Origin of the sequence: Sulfurospirillum tamanense, from assembly GCF_016937535.1 — a bacterium.
GTDB lineage: Bacteria > Campylobacterota > Campylobacteria > Campylobacterales > Campylobacteraceae > Sulfurospirillum_B > Sulfurospirillum_B tamanense.
This window is the reverse complement of the sequence record NZ_JAFHKK010000035.1, coordinates 1-18,558: the sequence shown is the minus strand read 5'-3', so window position 1 is coordinate 18,558 and position 18,558 is coordinate 1. Positions and strand designations below refer to the sequence as shown.

Annotated in this window: 19 protein-coding genes; 11 read left to right on the top strand and 8 right to left on the bottom strand. The window is 47.6% G+C overall.

Features of this window, described 5'->3' with window-relative positions:
• The 3 genes from JWV37_RS11435 to JWV37_RS11425 form a co-directional block, all read left to right on the top strand.
• A partial coding sequence (locus tag JWV37_RS11435) for an HI_1054 family type III restriction endonuclease (RefSeq protein ID WP_503671295.1) occupies positions 1-925 on the top strand: 925 nt, incomplete at its 5' end.
• Between the two features lie 89 nt (positions 926-1,014).
• Entirely contained in the window at positions 1,015-1,758 is a 744-nt protein-coding gene (locus JWV37_RS11430; RefSeq protein ID WP_205459956.1) for a UDP-2,3-diacylglucosamine diphosphatase, read from the top strand.
• Positions 1,742-2,512: a patatin-like phospholipase family protein gene (locus tag JWV37_RS11425; RefSeq protein ID WP_205459955.1), complete on the top strand. Its 771-nt coding sequence runs from the start codon at positions 1,742-1,744 to the stop codon at positions 2,510-2,512. Before JWV37_RS11430 ends, JWV37_RS11425 begins: the two co-directional genes overlap by 17 nt.
• Here JWV37_RS11425 and JWV37_RS11420 read toward each other — a convergent pair.
• The 8 genes from JWV37_RS11420 to JWV37_RS11385 are packed head-to-tail and all read right to left on the bottom strand — an operon-like array spanning position 2,471 to position 11,089.
• Entirely contained in the window at positions 2,471-3,037 is a 567-nt protein-coding gene (locus tag JWV37_RS11420) for a hypothetical protein (RefSeq protein WP_205459954.1), read from the bottom strand. The genes JWV37_RS11425 and JWV37_RS11420 overlap by 42 nt on opposite strands.
• On the bottom strand, positions 3,034-4,275 hold the full coding sequence (locus tag JWV37_RS11415) for a glucose-6-phosphate isomerase (protein WP_205459953.1): 1,242 nt from the start codon (positions 4,273-4,275) through the stop codon (positions 3,034-3,036). Before JWV37_RS11415 ends, JWV37_RS11420 begins: the two co-directional genes overlap by 4 nt.
• Before the next feature lie 9 nt (positions 4,276-4,284).
• The gene (gene galU / locus JWV37_RS11410) at positions 4,285-5,115 is read right to left on the bottom strand and encodes a UTP--glucose-1-phosphate uridylyltransferase GalU (RefSeq protein ID WP_205459952.1); all 831 of its coding nucleotides are present in this window, start codon (positions 5,113-5,115) and stop codon (positions 4,285-4,287) included.
• Positions 5,116-5,158: 43 nt separating this feature from the next.
• On the bottom strand, positions 5,159-6,865 hold the full coding sequence (locus tag JWV37_RS11405; RefSeq protein ID WP_205459951.1) for an alpha-amylase family glycosyl hydrolase: 1,707 nt from the start codon (positions 6,863-6,865) through the stop codon (positions 5,159-5,161).
• Entirely contained in the window at positions 6,846-8,060 is a 1,215-nt protein-coding gene (locus JWV37_RS11400; RefSeq protein ID WP_205459950.1) for a glycosyltransferase family protein, read from the bottom strand. The genes JWV37_RS11405 and JWV37_RS11400 overlap by 20 nt, the downstream gene beginning before the upstream one ends.
• Positions 8,061-8,063: 3 nt before the next feature.
• A complete protein-coding gene (locus JWV37_RS11395) occupies positions 8,064-9,311 on the bottom strand; it encodes a glycerate kinase type-2 family protein (protein WP_205459949.1) in 1,248 nt (415 codons plus the stop codon).
• Positions 9,302-10,099, bottom strand: a complete 798-nt coding sequence (locus JWV37_RS11390; protein ID WP_205459948.1) for an HAD-IIB family hydrolase — start codon at positions 10,097-10,099, stop codon at positions 9,302-9,304. Before JWV37_RS11390 ends, JWV37_RS11395 begins: the two co-directional genes overlap by 10 nt.
• A gap of 36 nt (positions 10,100-10,135) precedes the next feature.
• Positions 10,136-11,089 carry an A/G-specific adenine glycosylase gene (locus JWV37_RS11385; RefSeq protein WP_205459947.1) on the bottom strand — a complete coding sequence of 318 codons (954 nt, stop codon included), beginning with the start codon at positions 11,087-11,089 and terminating at the stop codon, positions 10,136-10,138.
• An 85-nt stretch (positions 11,090-11,174) separates the two neighbouring features.
• Here JWV37_RS11385 and cas6 point away from each other — a divergent pair, with 85 nt between their 5' ends.
• The 8 genes from cas6 to JWV37_RS11345 are packed head-to-tail and all read left to right on the top strand — an operon-like array spanning position 11,175 to position 18,551.
• Entirely contained in the window at positions 11,175-11,978 is an 804-nt protein-coding gene (gene cas6, locus JWV37_RS11380; RefSeq protein ID WP_205459946.1) for a CRISPR system precrRNA processing endoribonuclease RAMP protein Cas6, read from the top strand.
• Between the two features lie 47 nt (positions 11,979-12,025).
• Positions 12,026-13,204: a type III-B CRISPR module RAMP protein Cmr1 gene (gene cmr1 / locus JWV37_RS11375; RefSeq protein WP_205459945.1), complete on the top strand. Its 1,179-nt coding sequence runs from the start codon at positions 12,026-12,028 to the stop codon at positions 13,202-13,204.
• Positions 13,201-14,781 (top strand): type III-B CRISPR-associated protein Cas10/Cmr2, encoded by a 1,581-nt coding sequence (cas10, locus tag JWV37_RS11370; protein ID WP_205459944.1) that lies wholly within the window; start codon positions 13,201-13,203, stop codon positions 14,779-14,781. The genes cmr1 and cas10 overlap by 4 nt, the downstream gene beginning before the upstream one ends.
• The gene (locus tag JWV37_RS11365; protein ID WP_205459943.1) at positions 14,778-15,854 is read left to right on the top strand and encodes a type III-B CRISPR module-associated Cmr3 family protein; all 1,077 of its coding nucleotides are present in this window, start codon (positions 14,778-14,780) and stop codon (positions 15,852-15,854) included. The genes cas10 and JWV37_RS11365 overlap by 4 nt, the downstream gene beginning before the upstream one ends.
• A gap of 11 nt (positions 15,855-15,865) precedes the next feature.
• The gene (gene cmr4, locus JWV37_RS11360; protein ID WP_205459942.1) at positions 15,866-16,711 is read left to right on the top strand and encodes a type III-B CRISPR module RAMP protein Cmr4; all 846 of its coding nucleotides are present in this window, start codon (positions 15,866-15,868) and stop codon (positions 16,709-16,711) included.
• Entirely contained in the window at positions 16,704-17,099 is a 396-nt protein-coding gene (cmr5, locus tag JWV37_RS11355; RefSeq protein ID WP_205459941.1) for a type III-B CRISPR module-associated protein Cmr5, read from the top strand. Before cmr4 ends, cmr5 begins: the two co-directional genes overlap by 8 nt.
• Positions 17,077-18,207 (top strand): type III-B CRISPR module RAMP protein Cmr6, encoded by a 1,131-nt coding sequence (gene cmr6 / locus JWV37_RS11350; RefSeq protein ID WP_205459940.1) that lies wholly within the window; start codon positions 17,077-17,079, stop codon positions 18,205-18,207. Before cmr5 ends, cmr6 begins: the two co-directional genes overlap by 23 nt.
• Complete coding sequence (locus tag JWV37_RS11345) at positions 18,198-18,551, top strand: hypothetical protein (protein WP_205459939.1); 354 nt, start codon at positions 18,198-18,200, stop codon at positions 18,549-18,551. The genes cmr6 and JWV37_RS11345 overlap by 10 nt, the downstream gene beginning before the upstream one ends.
• Positions 18,552-18,558 lie beyond the last annotated feature (7 nt).

Genomic DNA, 18,558 nt, shown 5'->3' with positions numbered 1-18,558 from the left:
TCCTATCATCAAACTCACCAATAGTGCGATTTTAACCAGTGGTTTTGAAAATTTAAGCAGTGAAAATACGCAAAACGCTTTTACCTCAACGCTCAAAATATCGGATATTTCATCTTTTACGCTTAGAAGTGCCATCAATAAAATAGATTTTTTTCATTTTTCAAATCTCAAAAAACACTTTCCACATCTCAAATCTATCAATGAATTTTTAGCCGATGAAAACTATCTAGGAAAAATTATATGGTCAATTTATAGCGATATAGAAAAACCTCTCATCAGCGAATACCAAAAACGAAAAGCGGTGATGGATGTGTTAGAGTGGATAAAAAAAGGTGTTCTCAAAAACGACTGTGATTATGAGGGGACAAAAGAGTTTTATCCGATACCCCTTAAAACGAGGCTGGAAGATAAAACGCTCAAAGTCAAACCAAAACCCAATGCCAATGGACTAAAAAAATATGAAAAACCTTTTGATGTTATGCACGTTGATTGGTATGTTTATGATGAAAACTATGGCACAAGCGAAGAGATGGATTTTGTGCTTTTCCTTAATGCCCAAATCGAAAATCTCAATAAAAAATTTGAAGATATACGACTTATCCGCAATGAAAAAGCATTTTGGCTTTACAGTTTTAGAGAAAACGGACAACGATTTGAGCCTGATTTTATCCTTTTGCTCACCACAAAAAATGAAAACAAAGCACTCTTGCAAGTATTTATCGAGCCAAAAGGAGAGCATTTAAGACTGGGGGACGCATGGAAAGAAAACTTTTTACTAAGCCTACACGAAGCAACTGTTTGCAAAAAAAATATAGGATTATTGGTGGACTGTGAGGATATAAAAATCTTTGGCTTACCTTTTTACAATCACCAAAGAGAAAATGAGTTTTTAGAAGACTGGAAAACTGCGTTCTTGGAAAAATAGCCTTACAAGTAAAGAATCTAGCGCAAAAGTAAAATAAACACACTCATACAGTAACCATTTGGTTATGGAATATATGTACACTTGGGTTTATGAAAACCTACCGCAGCATTTTTCTCTCAGACGTGCACTTGGGCACAAAGTTTTCCAAAACGGATGAACTCTTGGCGTTTTTACGCGACCATGAGAGCGACCACCTCTACCTCGTAGGCGACATCATTGATGGTTGGGCTATCAAGCGGCGGCTACATTGGCCTCAGTCCCACTCAGATGTGATTCAAAAGATTTTACGCAAATCTCGCAAAGGGACGGAAGTCTTTTTCATTTTGGGCAATCACGATGAATTTTTACGCTCTTTCGCGCCTTTGGTGTTGGGCGAGCGACTGCATGTCATCAAAGACGCGCTGTATCAAGGCCTTAATGGCAAGTCTTATTATATCACCCACGGGGATTTTTTTGATAGTATTACCATGACAAAAAAATGGGTCGCGCATCTGGGTGACAAAGGGTATGAATTGCTCTTACATGTAAACAAAGCCCTCAACTACACACGGCGAAAATGCGGGATGCGTAGCTATTGGTCCCTCTCAAAATACGTCAAGCAAAACGTGAAAAAATCGGTGAGTTTCATCACAGATTTTGAGAGTGTTTTGGCTGACCACGCCAAGCGTTACGGCTATGGTGGAGTCATTTGCGGGCATATTCACAAGGCGGAGATTCGCATGATTGAAGGCGTAGAATACCTAAACTGCGGCGATTGGGTGGAGAGTTGCACAGCAATCGTAGAACACCATGATGGGCGGTGGGAAGTGTTGGATTTTGGGAACTATACCTAAAGAGATTGGGCTGTGCCTCTCTGGTGGTGCGGCGCGCGGGGCGTACCATTTGGGAGTATTGAAAGCCCTTGGGGAGCTTGGCATCGGTGTGCGGGCCATTAGCGGTAGCAGTATTGGTGCGGCGATTGGCGTGGGCTATGCGTGTGGCAATGCGCCCGAAGCGATGTTGGCGTTTTTCAAAAGCCGCGCCTTTAGAAAAAGCATCGCGTGGAATTTTTGGGGTGGGAGTGTGTGGAAAATTGACGCGACACATCCTATTTTTGAAGGGTTTTTTCAAGGCTATACGCGCCTTGAAGACCTGCCTCTTCCTTTATATGTAAGCGTGTGTGACTTGCAAAAAGGCGAAGCGGTGTATGCCCAAAGGGGTGATTTGCGCCAACTCCTAGAAGCCACATGCGCGTTGGCGCCTTTTTTCCCTTTTCGTTCCATTACGGGGCGATGGTATGGGGATGGAGGCTTTGTAGACAATTTGCCCTTGCATCCGCTTAAGCAAAGCGATTTGCCGCTGGTAGCAGTGAACCTTCACCCCCGCGTAAAACATGAAGGTAGCGGAGGGCTACTACGCCGTGCATTGTTTTTGTGTTGGCATGCGAATGTGCATATCCAAGAAAAAGAAGCGACTTGGCTTATCACTTCACCCGAACTTTCACGTTTTTCGCTCTTTTCTTTTTCTTCTTTGGATGTGTTGATGGAGATGGGCTACGTTGCGTGCTTAGAAACGTTCGATAAACTTGCTTCTGGCAATGCGGTGTAGCCAGAATGTGCGCTCGCTCCAGTCTGATTGCGTGGCGTTTTGAAAAAGAACGGGTGCGCGCGTATTTGGCTTGGGCATGGGTATGGCGTTCATGATGCAAGCTTGAAAAGAAGCTGTGAGCTCAGAATTGCGCGAATAAGCCACTAAAAACCCTTCGTACAGCGAGCGTGTCACTAAGTGCACAGGCTCTCCATTGCGACCAATGCCCTCAATACCATCATGAAAACGGTCAAGGTCAAAGGTGCGGTAGGTTTGAAATTCAAACCCTGCGTTCATGATGCTTACAGGCCCTACAATAAACTCTAGTGCATTATCAAGGCTAGCTTCTTCAGCCACTAGTACGTCGCCTGTGTGGCCTAGGTAAAACGTGCGCGTTACATGTAAAGGTCCCCCGTGTCTTGTGGTGCCAAGTTTGGGGAGAGGTTGCAAGCAGGTGGCGAAGGTGCTTTGGGGGCTTGGAGCGGAAAGTTGTGCACATCCGCTAAAGATAAGGGCGACCGCTATGCTTGCAATCCACGTTTTCATCCACGGGCTCCTAAGACATTTTTTAAGATACGTTTCCCCACTTCTACGCCAGGTTGGTCGTAGGTATCGATGCCAAGCATTAATCCACACGTAGAGGTGAGTAGTTCATAATAATACATCAAATACCCCGCATGCCACGCATCAAGGGTGTCTATTTCGATAAGGTCAGTGGTAATGCCCTCTTGAACGATGCTTTGCATGGTAGCGGCGCATTGGGCATTGAGCAAACTTCCCATGCTAAGGCCTGCAGTGTAGTCTGCTTTGTCTAAAAAAGGCAACTTGATGCTAGGGATGGGATTGGGTTTATTGAAATTTTTGATTTTAATAAACGTAACGGTTTTGTCTTTGGGCCCCTCCATGATGAGTTGCAAAAAGGAGTGTTGGTCTACCGAGCCAATGAGTCCTACAGGTGTCAGACCCATGCGTGCATAACCGTGTTTTTTACCCAAAGACTCGGCCCAAAGCTGGGTGTACCACGCGTTAAATTCCCGAAATGCATCGGCATAGGAAAACAGCACATTGATAGACGCTTGCTTGTGGATGGCGTAGCGGTAGGCTTTTTGCATGATGGCTTCATCGCCTTGTTCGACGTAGGTTTCTTTGCACGCGTCTGCGCCCTCTAAAAGGGCTTTACTATCGTAGCCACACAAGGTTAAAGGTACCAATCCCACGGCACTAAGCACCGAAAAGCGTCCACCGACGTTTTGGGGGATGTGAAACGCGCTTAACCCGTACTCTTTGGCAAAAGCATCAAGAGGCGAATTTTCGTCCGTAATCACTCCAAAGTGATCAGCAAAGTGAAAACTGCCAGGCAAACAACCCATCTGTGCCATAACCACTTTGGCCAGTGAAATCGTCTCGATGGTCGTGCCAGATTTGGAAACGATGAGAAAATAGGTTTTTTCTAAGGTGAGGCGTTTTAGGGTAGCTTCCACGCTCCACGGGTCAATGTTTTCAATGAAATGCAAGGTGGGCGTGCCTGCTTTTTTGTGGGCAAAGAGCAAGGAAGCAACAGCTTTTGGCCCCAAGGATGACCCGCCGATGCCAATGACCACAATGTCCTTAAAGTGTGGGTGCATTCGCCCAAAAGCCGCGGCTTTTTGGACGATTTGCCCCCCTTCTTTGGGAAGGTGATAATACCCCACCTTGCCTCCGTTGACTTCGGCATGAAGCCGCGAAACGTAGGCGTTGATGAGGTCGGGTTCGACGGTTTTAAAATGGAGCGTATTGGTGACCATGTGGCTCCTTTAGTTGTTTTTTTGGGTGAGGCTGTAGGCGTAGTTGGTGGCTTCGACATACCCATCAATACTCCCGCAATCAAACCGCCTGCCTTGAAATTTGTACGCCAAAACCATGCCTTTTTTGGCTTGGGTAAGAAGCGCGTCAGTGATTTGCACTTCTCCATTTTTCCCTGGATTTGTCTCTTCGATGATGTCAAAAATATCGGGCGTGAGGATGTAGCGGCCAATGATGGCAAGGTTGGAAGGTGCTGTGCCAAGGGCGGGTTTTTCGACCATGTTGGAAACCATCAGTAGATTTTTTTCAATGACATTGCCTTCGATGATGCCGTATTTGTCGGTCTCTTCTTCGGGCACTTCCATCACCGCAACGATGCAACAGCGGTATTTTTCATACATGCGCACCATTTGAGACATGACGCCCTCACCCCCTTCGTTGATACACAAGTCATCAGCCAAGACCACGCCAAAGGCTTCATCGCCGATGAGCGGACGGCCTTTTAAGATGGCGTCTCCCAAGCCCTTCATCTCGTTTTGGCGGGCGTAGGCAAAAGTGCAACGGCTCATGAGGTCGCGGGTTTCATTGAGCAAGTGCTCTTTGCTGGTGCCTTTGATTTGATGTTCGAGTTCGTAACTGATGTCAAAATAATCCTCCAGCGCTCGCTTGCCGCGCCCTGTGATGAACGCCATGGTGTCCATGCCCGCTTCCAGTGCCTCTTCGACGCCAAAATGGATAAGGGGCTTGGTGAGAATAGGGAGCATTTCTTTGGGTAGCGCTTTGGTAGCAGGCAAAAACCGTGTGCCGTAACCTGCAGCAGGAAAAAGGCATTTTTGAATCATAAACTGTCCTTTGTGGGTTTGGGCTATTTTAGCGCATTTTGGGTTAAGCGCGTTTGAGCCAAGCGATTTGGCTTGGCTTTAGAGTGATGAGCATGCCTTGGTGCGCACGGTTTTGTAAAAGCTCTTCGGCGTGGGAAAACTCAGGAGGCAATTCAAATTGCACAGCGTTCATACTAAGGTTGTGTAGCGCCAAAAGGGTTTCGTTGCCATAGTGGCGTTTTATGGCAAAAACCTGTGGGTGCAACGGCATACATGTAAAGCCTCCAAAGGGATGAAAGGCTATCTCTTGGGCCCGCAAGCTTAGGAGGGTTTGGTACCCTTTAAAGACTTTGGCTTCTTTGGTGTCAGGGGCTGCCAAAAGGGTTTCGAGGAAGTCGCGGTTAAATTTTTCGCGGTTAAGAGTGCGTGGAACGCCTGTATGTTTGAATCCGTCGTGGTAATTTTCTACTCCAAATAACGAACTAAAATAGACCCCAGGAATGCCAGGCATAGCCAGCATGATGGCTTGCGAGAGCAAAAACCGTTCAATGCGAATTTCCAGGGGAAGCGTTGGCGAGGAGATGAGGTCAAAATAGGTGCAGTTGAGCTCATAAGGTTCTTCACCACCTGTTTGTTCTCGGTAGGAAACTTGCCCGCCATGGGCCTTACATGTAAGGAGGAGCTGGGTGATTTCTTCGTGGGTTAAAATCTCCTGCACGGGGCGTAAGCCGATGCCATCATGGCTGGCTGTGAAGTTAAAAAAACACACTTTGTCGTTGGGGAGTTTGAGTCCGTGGGCCCAAAACTGCAAGGCGTGGGCGTGTTGGGTTAACATCGCATGGGCGATTAAAGGCGGTAAGGCAAAGTTGTAGACCATTTGGGCTTCATCTTCGCCACTGCCAAAGTAGGAGATATTTTCAGCGTGCGGCACGTTGGTTTCAGTGATGATGCGCACATGGGGGTCGACGCAGTGGATGGATTCGCGCAAGAACTGAATCACTTCGTGGGTTTGGGGCAAGTGTACGCAAGCGGTGCCTAATTCTTTCCATACAAAGGCGATAGCATCAAGGCGGATGAGGGTAGCGCCTTTTTCCACGTAAAACAACAAGGCGTCTAGTACTGCCAACAGCACCCGCCAAGAGGCGAAGTTTAAGTCCACTTGGTCGGCGCTAAAGGTAGTCCAAATGTGGCGGGTTTTGCCGGCGTGGTCCACAAAGGGGGTGAGCAAGGGCGAGGTGCGCGGGCGTACTACGTGGCTGAGGTCTGTTTCAGGCGGCAAAGCGATGAAAAAATCCTTAAACCCTTCCGCATCTGCAAGGTAGCTTTGAAACCAAGAAGAGTGCCGTGAAATGTGGTTAATGACTCCATCGACCATCAAATGAAAATGCTCTTGCAGGGCACTGATGTCTTCCCACGTTCCCATGCGCGGCGAGACGGCGGTGTAGTCGATGATGGAAAACCCATCATCAGAAGAGTAGGGAAAAAAGGGCAACAAATGCACTGCTTGAAACAAGGGCCGCAAGTGGGCATCCATAAAGCCTTTTAGGCTTGCCAAGGGTGCTTCATCTGGGGCGCTCACGCTATCGCCATAGCAAATCAAAATGCAATCACGATGGTTGGGCGTGTGGGGCTGTGGCGTGACGCGCGCGCGGTAATCTTCGATGCATTTTTTCCAAGCAAGAAGCGCGTGGATGGAGTCTGTTTTGCCATACAAGCGCAAAAGGCGCGCGTAAATGGAAGAAGACGCAGGACTACTGCGCATTGTCTGCATGCACGGCTTCTGCAAATTGCTCAGAAAAATCTGGTAAAACCGAGCGTACGGTGATCCACGCCGAGAGCATGGGAATACCCATGGGGTCTTTTAAAAAAACCTGTGCCGCTTCTTTGAGGGAGTGTTCAAAGGCTTCTACGGCACTGATTTCTTCTTCGCGCACGTAGGTGAGGCCGTTGAGTTTGGAGAGGGCGTTGTATTTTAAGATGGTATTGCGGGATTCGAGAAAATAAGAAGCGATGATGGTTTGAAAGGTTGCTTCGGTGAAGACCATGCCTTTTTGGGCAAGGGTTCTAAAGACGATTTGGGCGATTTCATTGGCCATTTTGACGATGCCGCCGCCCCCTTTTTTGGAGCCTAGACTTTGGTGTTTGTGCTCATAGGTTTCCATGATTTCGCTTTGGCAAATGCGCTTTGATGAGGTGTTGTCAAAGACTTCGCTCAGCGTCGCTACCTCCAAGCCCCACGTGGGTGAGATGCGAATGCCTCGCGCCAAGGAGCGCACAAAGGCGAACTCTCCCGAGAGGATGTAGCGAAAGCTTTTGAGGTATTCTAAATAGCTGTGTGGTCCGAGGGTTTTTTCGATGGAGGCAATAAAAGGCGTCAAAAAAAGCCGTGTGGCGCGTCCGTGAAGGCGGTCTGTGACCCTAGAATAATACCCCTTGTTAAACTCCAAATCCAGTGCAGGATGGATGATGGGGTAAAAGAGCCTCGCCACCACTTCGCGGGAGTAATTGACAATGTCGCAATCGTGCAAGGCGAAGGCGTAATTGTCTTTGTCGGTCATGCCGTAGCCTATCATGGTCCACACATTGCGCCCTTTTCCGGGGATATTGAGTCCGTGAAAGCCTTCGCGTTTTAGGGTTTTGTAGAGTGCTTGAACACGGGGGCCATCGTTCCACACCACGTCCACAGGGACATTTAGGTGACGCATACGCGCTTTCACATCGGCAAATTGCGCGGCGTCGGCGCAATCAAGCCCTAGGATGATTTTTTTCAAATAGGTCACGTGCCGCAACTCTTCCAAGATAGTGGTCATGGCAGGAGTGTCAAACTCACTATACAGGGCGGGTAGTAAAAGCACCATGCCGTGGTACTTTGCAAAATGGCTCAACTCTTCTTCCAAGGAAGCAAGGGAGCGGTTTCCGAGTTTTTGCAAGGTAGTGATGGTGCCGTTTTGGTAAAAATCTGCCATGGATTACTCCTTTAGGGCGATGAGAATGTCCATCACGTTGGTGCCCGTGGGGCCTGTGGTGATGGTACTTTGGGTGTGGGTAAAAAAAGCGTACGCGTTACATGTAACCAAAAAATGGTCAATATCAAGGCCAAGGGCGCGCGCCTTGCCAAGCACCTCTTTGTCCGCATACGCCCCCGCAGCAGGGCTGTTGCCATCTACGCCATCGGTACCGCCACTTAGCAAGGCGACGGGTGCGTCTGGGGTGAGGTGGGTTAAAAAGTAAAGCACCACCTGTTGGTTTCTACCCCCTTGGCCATCGCCTGTGAGGGTCACGGTGGGTTCACCACCATAAAGCAAGCAGGTTTTAGAAGGTGCCGCTTCGATGTCGGCGTAAATGCGCGCCGCGACGTCTTGGGCGAGCCCTTCTAAGCTGTCGCTCACGATGCGAGGCGTGTAGCCAAGCTTTAGGGCTTTGGCTGCCGCGGCTTCAAGGGCGAGGCGATTGGTGGCGATGAGATGATGGGGCGGCGAGAGGGTGTGTCGTGGGGAAAAAGGACTCGCCAAGCATGTTTGCACACAAGGGGGCAGGGCGTCTAGGATAGGTTGAGGAAGCGAGAGCGGGGGTGGCGCGGAGGCCATGAGGGGTGCGGAGCCGATGGTGCTAAGGTCATCACCAATCACATCAGAAACCACAAGCACGACCCCTTGGGCAGGACAGCTTCCGCTAAGCCCGCCGCCTTTGATGCGAGAGAGGCGTTTGCGCACGGCGTTGATGGTCGTAATAGGCAAGCTGTGGGAGAGTAAGACGTGTGTGGTGGCTTGCAACGCTTCTAAATCTACGCCCGCATGCAAAGACTCAATCAACGCAGAACTGCCGCCAGAAAGCAGGTAAATGTAGCTGTCTTTCGGGGTTAGTGCGCTCATGGCGTCAAGGAGGGCGTCGCCTGCTTCGAGGCTGGTGCGGTCTGGGATGGGGTGCGCGCCTTTTAGGTGGCGTAACGAGCCAATGGCATCGCCGCCAACGGGCGAGACCACGAGCCCACCGTGAAGGCGTTCGCCTAAGAGGGGCAACAACGCCTCAGCCATGGTGTGGGCCGCTTTCCCCGAACCAAAGCAAAAAAGCCGCTGGTCGGGGCGCAGTGGGTAGCTTTCGCCGTTTACATGTAGCGCGTCGTGGCTTAAGCGAACGTTGGCGGGCAAGGTGTGCGCGGGCAAGATGGCGTGTACACTGGCTTTAAATATGGCACGGGCATCGTGGGCTAAAGGCATAAAACTTCCTTCAGGGCGCTTGCCCACCCCAAAGGGCCAGGATGGGGCGCGTGCAAGGGCGTGCAGTTTTCACATAAAAAAGGGGCGCGCGAAGGGTTGGGAAGAAGGATGGGTGTGTGGGCAACGCGGAGCATAGGAAGGTCGTTGGGGCTATCGCCTAGGGCGATGGTGCGTACCTCGTGGCCGTGACGACGGTACAAAGAGGTGAGTAGTTGCAGTGCCGCTCCCTTGTCTGCCCCATGGCCCAAACAGTGAAAAAAGCGCCCGCCTTCGACAATGGTGAGGCCATAAAGCCTTGCTTCTTCGCGCAAAATAGCTACTAAATCTGGCTCTTCCATCAAAAAAGGTTCGCTAAATTCGCGTTCTTTGGCCAACTGTGCCTGCACTTCGCCTAGCCCCGTGTGGCGCGCGATAGCGGCAATGTCCATGGATTTAAAGCCTTGGATGCCGTATTTGTCTGCGACGGTAGAAAGGTAAGCGGTGATGAAAGCGTAGGGCTTGCCAAGTGCAATGCAGTGCCACCCTTCGTTGGCTGGGTAAGTGGGAAGGGTGAGCGCGTCGTAGCCCACAGGAACGTAAATGGCCGAGCCATTTTCGGGGATGAAAGGCGCGCGGATGCCAAGTTTTTCTTGCCACCAGAGCACTTCGGCTTTGGTTTTGCTGGTGGTGAGAATGAGGGGAATGTGCTGGGTTTGTAAGGTTAAAATCAGCGACGAAGCGGGGGAGAAATCATAGGTTTCGTGGTCAAGTAAAGTGCCGTCCATATCGGAAAAAATAAGGGTTTTCATGGAGAGATTGTAGCACGAAAGGCCCTAAAAGACTGATTAAAAAGCTACCAACATGAGGATTTTACGCTCCAGTGAGGAAAGGGGTAAGGTGGCGAGGGCTTCTTTGGAAAACCACGTTATTTCTTCTGTGGATGCGTTACATGTAAAGACTTCGAGGGTGAGTTTGAAGTGGCTGTAGGTGTGCGCCACGGTGCCAAGGTGTTGGCCTTGCGGGCGCGTGTCGGACTGGGGAAAGCCCCACAGTCCGTGCAAAAAACGCTCCGTGTGTTGGGTGAGACCAAGAGTGTCGCCTTGGCGCAAAACGAGGGCAAAACGGTGGTGGTGAGGAATGGTTTTTTTGACTTTTGGCGCGGGAAAGCGCGTGGGGGTGTGGATGCCTTTACATGTAAAGCTTAGCGGACAGGTGGCGCAAGAGGGGTTTTTGGCGGTGCAAACCAGTGCGCCCAAGTCCATCAGCGCTTGGTTGTAGTCAAATGGATTTTGCCTATCAAGCAAGGCCCACGCGTGTTCCCAAAGCTCTTTTTCGCTAGGCGCTTCAAGGGCGTTTAAGCGCGCTAGGATGCGTTTGACATTGGCTTCTAGGATGGGAAAAGCTTGCCTGTAAGCAAAACATAAAATAGCGTGGGCGGTGGTTTTGCCGATGCCCGGCAATGCGTACAATGCTTCGGGGGAGTCGGGCAAAAAACCCTTACATGTAAGGGCGCAGGCGTGTAAGTTGCGCGCTCTGGTGTAGTAGCCAAGCCCTTGCCACTGCTCTAGCACCGCTTCAAGTGGCGCGTCACTCAGGGAAGAGAGGCTAGGAAAGCGTGCCAAAAATGGGTCGTAAAAGCGCGTCAAAACCGTGGTCACTTGGGTTTGTTGGAGCATGATTTCACTAAGGTAAATCTTGTAAGGATTGCGCGTATGCCGCCACGGCAAATCATGCCGCCCACGGGCAGCGTACCACGCATGAAGGGAGTGATGGAGGGCTTGAAGTGTGGAGATGTTCATGGGCGGGATTGTAACATGTTTTGGTTTTGTTAAGCTGATATTTAAAATCGGTATGATGCAATAATCGTTTCAAAAAGGAGAAGTGTTGCTACTCTTCCACAAAATCGATGTTTTGGTAATGCCAACAGAACATCCGCCGCCGTTTTTTCTTGGCTCTGCGCTTCGAGGAGCGTTTGGACATGCGCTAAAGCATGTTGCTTGTACCCAAACATTGCAAAAATGTACCCAGTGTGCTGCGAGTGGCCAGTGCGTTTATTTTATGTTTTATGAGCACAAAAATTTTTCCCATCCTTACCGTTTTTCCAAAGGGCTAGGGGAGAGTCATTATGATTTTAGTCTGTATTTGTTTGAAGAGGCCTGCGGATATTTGCCTGTGGTTGCGAAAGCATTGCGTTATATGTTGGAGGTTCAAGGGCTTCACGTGGGGCGTGAAACCTTTGTGCTTAAAAGTCTTACATGTAATGGCATAGCGATTGAAAAAACACTAGTTCCTCAATCATTTATACCAGACACAGTAGAGTCGTGCGCCAAGGTGATCTTTGAAACGCCACTACGCATTAAGAGTGATGGGCGTTTGTTGAGCACAAAACCTACGCTAGAGGGGTTGATTGCCTCGGTGTATCATCGTTTGAGTGAGCTTAAGCATTTTCCCACCACCAAATCTCTAACAAAACCTCGTTATGTAGAAGGAAAAACCCACATTATTTTTCAAGATCTCACGCGTTTTTCTAACCGACAAGAGGCTACGATGCAGCTTGGCGGCATTACGGGATTTGTGGAATATGAGCAACTTGACGAGCGTAGTTATATGCTCTTGAAGCTTGGGGAAATCATGGGACTTGGAAAGCAGACCGTGTTTGGATTGGGAGAGATTCGTGTTAGTAAATGACGCTAATTGTCATTATTTACAGATAAACTACTGCAAAAAGGAGAGGTATGAAAACCATTGAAGCAACTTTTCGGGTTGTAACGCCCATGTTTTTGGGCGGAGAGAAACATGAGGCAAGCAGCATTCGCCCGCCTTCCATTAAGGGCGCATTGCGATTTTGGTGGCGTGCGTTAAATTGGCAAAAAGCACTTGCAAAGAATGGGAACGATAAAAATAAAGCACTTAAATGGCTCCACGAAGAAGAGGCGCGTCTCTTTGGCGCAGCAGCCGAAGAGGGCGCTGGTGGACAAGGGGTGTTTTTGCTAAAAGTGTCGTCAAGTAATATGCAGACCATAAAAAAAGGTGATGAAATTAAGAGCTCAGGGACGCAATATATGCTTGGGCAAGGGCTTTGGCATTACAGAGATAAGCTAACGCGTGAAGCTTTGTCTGAGGGTCAGTTTTTTGATGTTGCAATCGCTTTCCATCCAAAAAATACGCATTTAGAGGATATTGATACTCTTTGGGACGTGATGAGTTTGTTTGGTTTATTGGGTGGACTTGGTTCAAGGGCTAGGAAAGGCTTTGGTTCGGTTGCTTTGGAAAAAATGGTGCTTAAGGATTCTAGCAAAGAAGAGCGCATTTTTGTAGCACCCAAAAACAACCATGACTATGTTGCTATGCTTAAAAAAGTTATCGGTGATGTTTCAAGCGTTTCATTGCCCCCTTATTCGGCTTTTTCTTCTGTGACAGATGTTCGTATTATCGCTGAGGCTAATGAGCCCTTAAGGGTAGTAGAAAAAGTTGGAAGCGAATTGCAACTTTATCGAAGCTATGGGAAAAATGGAAAAGTTAATGGAAGAAATGCAGAGCAAAATTTTAAAGATGATCACGACAATGTGTTGCGTATGAATTTTAAAGATAATAAACCTCCACGGAGAGTTGTTTTTGGCTTGCCACATAATTATTTATTTTCATCATCTAGTGCGAAGAATATGGAGATTAATCCCTTTACTGGAAAGAGCGAGTTGCGACGCACTTCCCCACTATGTTTACATGTACACCCTTTGGAGGGAAAATACATTGGTGTTCACGTGCTTTTTGAGGCAGATTTTTTACCAAGCGAAGCCAAGATTAAAGTTAAAGAAAAATACGGAAGTGAAAAAATCATTTCAAGCGAAGTTGATTTTGGAGTGATTCAAACCTACCTCGACCGATACAAAACTGCCACAAGGATTTTGCCATGAATGAATACCGTTATTTTCACTTCACCCTTGGTCCTGTGCAGAGTTTTGTAGCGCAAGCAAGGCGCACGAGAGACTTTTGGGCGGGGTCATTTTTGCTGAGTTATTTTAGTGGGGTAGCGATGCTTGCCACTAAAGAGCAAGGCGGCGAGATTATATTCCCCAAGGTTGATGAAGCTTTTTTTCATGCGATGCTTGGAGAGAGTGCCGATAAGCCAAAACAAGGCAATATCCCCAACCGCTTTAAGGCAAAAGTACCTCAAGATTTCTCACCAAAAGTAGTAGAACAAGCCATCTTGAAAGCGTGGCAAACCCTTGCACAGTGTGTTTGGGATGGGGATTTGGCGCATTTAGAAAACTCTCCTACGCAAGAGATTTGGAAGCGTCAAGTGGAAAACTTTTGGGAGATGAGCTGGGCTATAAGTGATGATGCATCCTCTCATGACCTCTTGGATAGACGCAAAAATTGGCGCACTCACATGCCCCCTAGTGAGCCAGGGCAAAAGTGCTCTCTCATGGAAGGATGGCAAGAGCTTAGTGGGAATGAAGTAGCCCAAAGTAAAAATCAGAAAAGCTTTTGGAGTGATTTGAAAGAAAAGAGCAACCTTGGACTTGATATGGGTAGGAATGAGAGCCTATGTGCTATCGCTTTTATCAAACGGCGTTTTGTATATCACTTTGAAAATTTCACATGTAACGTTAATGGAAAAACCACGCTTAAGGGGTGGAAAATTTCTTTTAATCCACCGCCAGTTTCAGAAATTGCTGATGCTTCTTGGGAAGAAGAGTTGTCGGGTGAAAAGCTTGAGAAGCTTAACAAATTCTACGCCATTGTCATGATGGATGGGGATAATCTAGGCAAGCACATGTCTAACCCAGACCTTCAAGATACAATCTCAACCTCTCTTAATGAGTTTACTGGAGGAGTAGAAAAAATAGTAGTTGCACACGATGGGTTTTTGATTTATGCGGGTGGGGATGATGTGCTAGCACTCTTGCCGCTAGAAAAATCACTCTCTTGCGCTGCTGTCATACGCGCTTCCTATGAGGAGGCTTTTACAAAAGAGGGTAAAAAAGCGATTCCCACATCAATCTCGGCGGCTATTTTATGTGTTCATGCGAAAATTCCTTTGCATAATCTACTGCACAAAGCACACCATGTGCTAGATGGTATTGCTAAAGAAAAAGCGGGCAGGGACGCCTTGGCAGTCACGGTCATAAAACCTGGCGGCGAGCAGTTTACTTGGTTTCAAAAATGGAACAAAGCATTGGATGACAAGAGTGTTATCTTGGAAACTATTGCCAAAGAACAAAGAAAACTTAGCGATGACCCGACCTTTGCTAGAGGGTTTTTCTACCGTATTCGAGAGATTTTGCAAATCGTTGAGGGTGTTGGGGGTGAGGAAGACAAGGTGGAACTTTTGGCGGTTGAGTACCGTGCGGGCACGGATATAACACAAGAAAAAGCCAAAGAGATTATTAGGCCATTGTTAAAGCAATGCACTACCGAAAAAGAAGGCTTATCCCACGATGGAGCACTTCTGGTGCGCTTTTTGGCACAAAAAGGAGAAACGGCATGAAAGAGATCCATTTTTCACCTATAGACACATGGTTTTTTAAAGAAGCACGCCCTATGGGTGGCTTTGGGGGCAGTGAATTTAGCTCTGTTTTTCCTCCGCCAGTTCGCACCCTTTTGGGCGCACTCCGCACCTATGCGGGGGATTTTCACGGGGTAAAATGGAGCGCATACCCACAAGAATACCCAAAACTCAAAGAGATTATGGGTGATGCTCATAGTCTAGGAAAACTACGATGTGGTGGCGTGTTTCCCTTGTTGGGCAAAAAGCGACTCTACCCAACGCCATTGCATCTTGTTTTTGTAGGCGAGGGAGAAAATCGCACCTTTTCGACCATGAAAATTGGCGAAGCCATAGAGTGCGATTTGGGCAAGGTGTGTTTGCCGACACTTCCAAAAACCCCAAAAGACGAGCCACGCTATAAGTCTGCTGCGGAGCTCAAAAGTTGGATAAAAGAAGAGGATTTGTTAGAGATTTTATCGGGAAATATACCAAATAACCTAAAGCTTATTGATGGAAAAGAGTTATTTGCCAATGAATCCCGTGTGGGCATTGCACGCGACAATAAAAAACGTGTTGTAAAAGAGGGCATGCTATACCAAACCCGCCATATTCGGCTAAAAGAAGATGTAAAAGCCTCTTTCTCTCTTGCGGGATTAGAAGAGCTAAATCTTCCTGAAACTGGCGTGTGTCGCTTAGGTGGTGAGGGACGAGGAGCGTTTTTTGAGATAAAAACACAAACACCGCTACGATCACCCCGAAAACCAAAAGATGCGCCAAGAGGTGTCATCGTTGTACTTCTAACCCAAGCCCTGCTTGACCCAAAAGCCCCCTTTGGAGAAGCTTATAAAGTAAGCAGTGCTTGCGTTGGTAAAGCCTTGCGTGAGGGAGGGTATGACATGAAAAACAATAGCTCTCGCACAGCCCAATCCTATGTGCCTGCTGGGAGTGTGTGGTTTGTGGAGTTAGGCACAAATGAGGCAGAGGCTTTTGTGCAACAGTGGCATGGAAAACAACTCGGTGATGAACAAGAACTTGGTCGTGGGCTTATCGCTTGCGGATACTGGAAAAAATAAAAAGGAAAAACATGACAGCGTTACTTTATGGACTCAATGCACGAACTTCGATTGCGGCAGGAACAGGACAAAACTTAGGCACGATTGATTTGCCCATCATGCGCGAAGCTCCCACGGGCTATCCTGTGATATTTGGCTCAGCCTTAAAAGGTGCTATGCGTGCCAAGATGGAAAAAGATGTTAACGAAAATGTGGCCAAATGGGTGTTTGGTGATGATGCAAAAGGTGGCTCAGAGTATGCTGGGGCACTCATCGTCTCAGACGCACGTATCTTGCTCTTGCCTGTGCGTTCTATGACGACACATTTTAAGCTAGTCACTTGCCCTTATGTGTTGGAGCGGTTTAAAAAAGACGCCTTAATGGTGGGAAAAAAACTAAACTGGAATGTTCCTACTGTGGGCGAAGAAGAGGTGCTAGTTGTGGCAGGGGGTGAGGATAAACTATATCTTGAAGAGTACGCACTGAGTGTAGAAAAGAAAAATCTTGATGCGGTGATAGAAGCACTTGCAAAGGTGATGGATGAGGGTGCAGAAGAGGTTTTGAAACAACAGCTTGTAATCGTCAGTGATAGCATGTTTGGTCATTTGAGCCAGTTTGCTACCCCTGTGAATGCCCATATTAAAATCAATAATGCAAACAAAACTGTCCAAAAAGGAGCCTTGTGGTACGAGGAGAGTTTGCCGCCAGAAACGGTGCTCTACTCTGTACTCATCGCCAATAGCGCAAGAGACAACAGCGGCAACGACCGTGATGCAACCAAGGCGCAGATGAGAGCATTACTTCATGGCAAATACCTCCAAGTAGGTGGCAATGAAACCGTGGGCATGGGATGGTGCAAAGGAGTGTGCTATGAGTAGGCAAACCATCGAACAACAACGCGCCGCCCATGCACTAAAAGCGGTGCAAGGGGTTAAAAGTGACAAAAAATTTACCTCTTTGGCAAATGGACTGCCAACGATGGTACATGTAAATGGCTTAGGACAGGCGATTGCTTTTTGTAAGGGAAAAACAGAAGAGCCTTATAAGGAAATCGTAAAAATGCTCTCCGAATGGCTATGTGGCAAAGGAAGACCTTTTGAGAACACTAAGCCCCAAGATATTCTCACTACGATTACGAGTCGCGATATGCACACTTACCGTTTAGCCCAAGTAGAAGCAATGGCGTATCTAGCGTGGGTAAAGAAGTTTGCCAAGGCACTCATAGGTGAAGAGAAGGAGGGCGATGATGGCAAGACCTACTCATGAAAAGAACTCGGTGTCAAAAAGGCAGATACCTCTTTATGAAGACCATAAAGACCACCAACATCCAAAACAGATGCACCTTGGTTTGTTGTTTGACAAGTTTTACGAATGGAAAGAACTTGGGAGGCCACTTAAAGAGCAAGATAAAAGTGGTTTTTTGGGAAAATTCCAAGGTCAAAAGGGCGATGAAAAGGTTCTTGAAGCAGCAAGCCAAAGACAAATAGCCCTTATCGAATCCCTTGGCGGTACATGTAAAGTGTTTAAAAACGAATGGCATTTTGTAACAGGCATGGGTATAGACCATCCTTTAGAAAATGGACTAGCATGGCACCCTACGCTAGGGCTTCCTTATCTAGCAGGTAGTGGAGTAAAGGGGTTGGTGCGCTCTTATTGTGAGCAGTGGCTAGGATGGGAAAAAGAAAAAATCACGCAAATTTTTGGCTCAGATGATACAAAAAAACCACGTGCGGGTGAGTTTATTTTCTTTGATGCTATTCCTGTAAAGCCTGTGGAATTAACTGCAGATGTGATGACGCCACATATGGGTAAATGGTACGAAGAAGGAGGAAAGGATTCCAAAAAAGATGGCTCAAATGTGCCAGCGGATTGGCACACGCCTGTACCCATAAGCTTTTTGGCGGTAAAGTCATGCTCTTTGCTTTTTGGTATCGCCCCTCGTGTAAAAAAAGAGAACAATGAGGCATTAAAAGAGCTTTTTGAAGCATTGCAACAAGCCCTAGAATGGCTTGGGGCTGGAGCCAAAACCGCCGCAGGATACGGACACTTTGTGGAGGATAAGAAGGCAAGCAAGGCTATCGATGAGGCCAAAAAGCAACGCGAACAAGCAGCCCAAGAAGCTAAAGAAAAAGCAGAGTTTGAAACCAAGCTTGCTACACTCTCACCGCTTGAGCAAGTGTTTTTAAGGCTCAATAATGATCCAGTCACACTTGTAAGGGCACTTGAATCTGGAGAGTTTGAAGGCAATGAAAAAGAGGCGGCCGAGAAAATTAAAGAGTTGATGGGCAATAAATATATAGAAAATCCAGACCCCAAAAAAAAAGAAAAAGATAAAAATGTATCCCGTTCAATAGTGATTAACAAATGGCTCTAAAACATCTCTTTTTGCAAGCGCTCAAATATGCGGCATTTGCCCTAGGGATAGGGGAGTTGCTCTTTGGGGGTGATATGCTTTTGGGTGTTATGCTCTTGGGGCTTGGGGTGTTGCTGGGGTTGAAAACAAGCCGTGGTTTTAGCCCCTTACATGTAAAGCCTTTTTGGTTAGATGTGAGCCTATCTAGCATGGGTGCTGTGGGCTACATGCTCATGGTGCTCTCACTCATTCGTCCGTGGCTAAGAGACGAGCAAATGCATCCTTATCCCCTCATTTTGGGGATTGGGCTTTTGGCGGTTTCTGGAGTCATCTATGGGATTCAATATTATAAAAGGGGGTTGTGATGGCAAA